The sequence below is a fragment of the Pseudoxanthomonas sp. GW2 genome, from assembly GCF_000283075.1.
Lineage (GTDB): Bacteria > Pseudomonadota > Gammaproteobacteria > Xanthomonadales > Xanthomonadaceae > Pseudoxanthomonas.
This window is the reverse complement of the sequence record NZ_ALIP01000048.1, coordinates 1-2013: the sequence shown is the minus strand read 5'-3', so window position 1 is coordinate 2013 and position 2013 is coordinate 1. Positions and strand designations below refer to the sequence as shown.

Annotated in this window: 1 protein-coding gene; it reads right to left on the bottom strand. The window is 76.3% G+C overall.

Annotated elements, in window-relative coordinates:
* Positions 1–2013: DNA internalization-related competence protein ComEC/Rec2 (locus B351_RS16175; protein WP_050992133.1), on the bottom strand; the 2013-nt coding region annotated here is incomplete at both ends.

The window sequence follows — 2013 nt, the reverse complement described above, 5'->3', positions numbered from 1 at the left end:
GCGGGTGGCCGAAGCGGTTGCGGTAGCCGGCCGCCACGAGTGCCAGCCGCGCCCCGGTGGCGGCCACGAAGCCCGGCGAGGAACTGCCGCTGCTGCCATGGTGCGGCACCACCACCACCTCGGCGCGCAGGTCCTGCGGCTGCCGCAGCAGGCGCTGCTCGACCACCTCGCCGATGTCGCCCGGCAGCAGGACCGCGCCATGCGCCGTCTCCACCCGCAGCACGCAGCTGGCCTCGTTGCGCAGGTATGGGAAGTGCTCGGCCGGGTGCAGGAAGCGGAACCGCACCCCGTCCCATTCCCAGTCCACGCCACGCTGGCAGGGGCCGTCCATCTCCAGGGGCGCCCCCTCCGGGGCCAAGGCCAGGTCCACCGCCAGCGCTTCGCGCACCGCCGGCCAGCCACCGGCGTGGTCGAGGTCGGCATGGCTCACCACCACCCGGTCCAGGCGGGCCACGCCCAGCGCGCGCAGGGCCGGCAGCACCGCGCGTTCACCGGCGTCGTAGCCGTCGCGGACCGCCGGTCCGGCGTCGTACAGCAGGGCGCGGCCGGAGGTGCGCACCAGCACCGACAGTCCCTGGCCGACGTCGAACACGTGCAGCTCCACCCCGCCGGGCGGCGGCAGCTCGCGGTCAGGCCACAGCAGCGGCAACCACAGCAGCAGCGCCAGCGGCTTGCCCGGAACGCCGCGCGGCAGCATCAGCCAGAACGCCCCGGCCAGCGCCGGCAGCACCGCCCAGGAGCGCGCCTCCGGCAGCCACCACAGGGCGAAGCGGCCGGCGGCCATGGCCTCGAACAGGCGCCAGCTGGGATCGAAGCAGGCCGCGGCCAGGCGCCAGGCCCAGGTCCCCGCCCCGGCATGGAGCGCCTCCAGCAGCGTGCCCAGCAGGCTCAACGGCACCACCACCAGGCTCCACCACGGGATCGCCACCAGGTTGGCCAGCGGCCCGGCCAGCGAGGCCTGCTGGAACAGCCCCGCGCCCAGCGGCAACAGGCCCAGGGTGGCCACGCCCTGGGCCAGCAGGAAGTCGCGCAGCCAGTGGCGCCGGCCGTCGCCCGGCAGGCACCACACCAGCCAGGCCACGCCGGCGAAGCTGAGCCAGAACCCGGCCTGCAGCACCGCCAGCGGATCGGCCAGGAGGATCGCCAGCAGGGCCAGCGCCAGCCCTTCCCAGGGGCCCAGCGCGCGCCGCGCCACCCGCGCCAGCGCCACCACCGCGATCATCAGCGTGGTACGCACGGTCGGCAGGGCGAAGCCGGCCACCGCGGTATAGCCGGCCGCCGCGGCCACCGCTGCCAGCGCCGCGGCCTGCAGCCTGGGCAGGTGGCGGCCCAGCCGCGGCAGCAGCCACCAGGCGGCGGCCACCACCCAGGCGCCGAAGCCGGCCACCAGGCCGACATGGAAACCGGAGATCGCGATCAGGTGGGTCAGTCCCACCCCGCGCAGCACCGCCCAGTCCGGATCCTGCAGCCCGCGGGTATCGCCCAGCGCCAGCGCGCGCACGAACCGCGCCGCCGGTCCGCCCACGCCGGCGTCGATCCGCGCCGCCATGCGCCCGCGCCAAGCGTCGATCCCGGTCGCCGGCGCCAGTTCGCGGGCCAGCTGCGGCGCGCGCAGGTAGCCGGTGGCGGCGATGCGCTGGGCCAAGGCATGGCGCCCGGCGTCGAAACCGCCCGGGTTGGCCAGTCCGCGCGGCGCGCGCAGGCGGGCATACAGGCTCCAGCGCGATCCTGGCTGCAGCTGCAGGCGCGGCCCGGGCTCCAGCGCACCGAAGTCGTCGTACCAGGACAGTTGCAGCAGGCGGCCACGCAGCTCCGGCGGTGCGTCCTCGCCCACCCGCAACAGGAAGCGCGTGCGCCGTGCCTCGTGCTCGGGCAGGCCCACCACCTTCCCGGAGAGGTGCACGTCGTGTCCCTCCAGCGCCGGCGGCAGCTGTGCCGCCAACCCCCAGCCTGCGTGCAGGCCGGCCCATCCCACTCCCAGAAACAGCGCCCCGGCCGCGCGTGCGCGCCAGG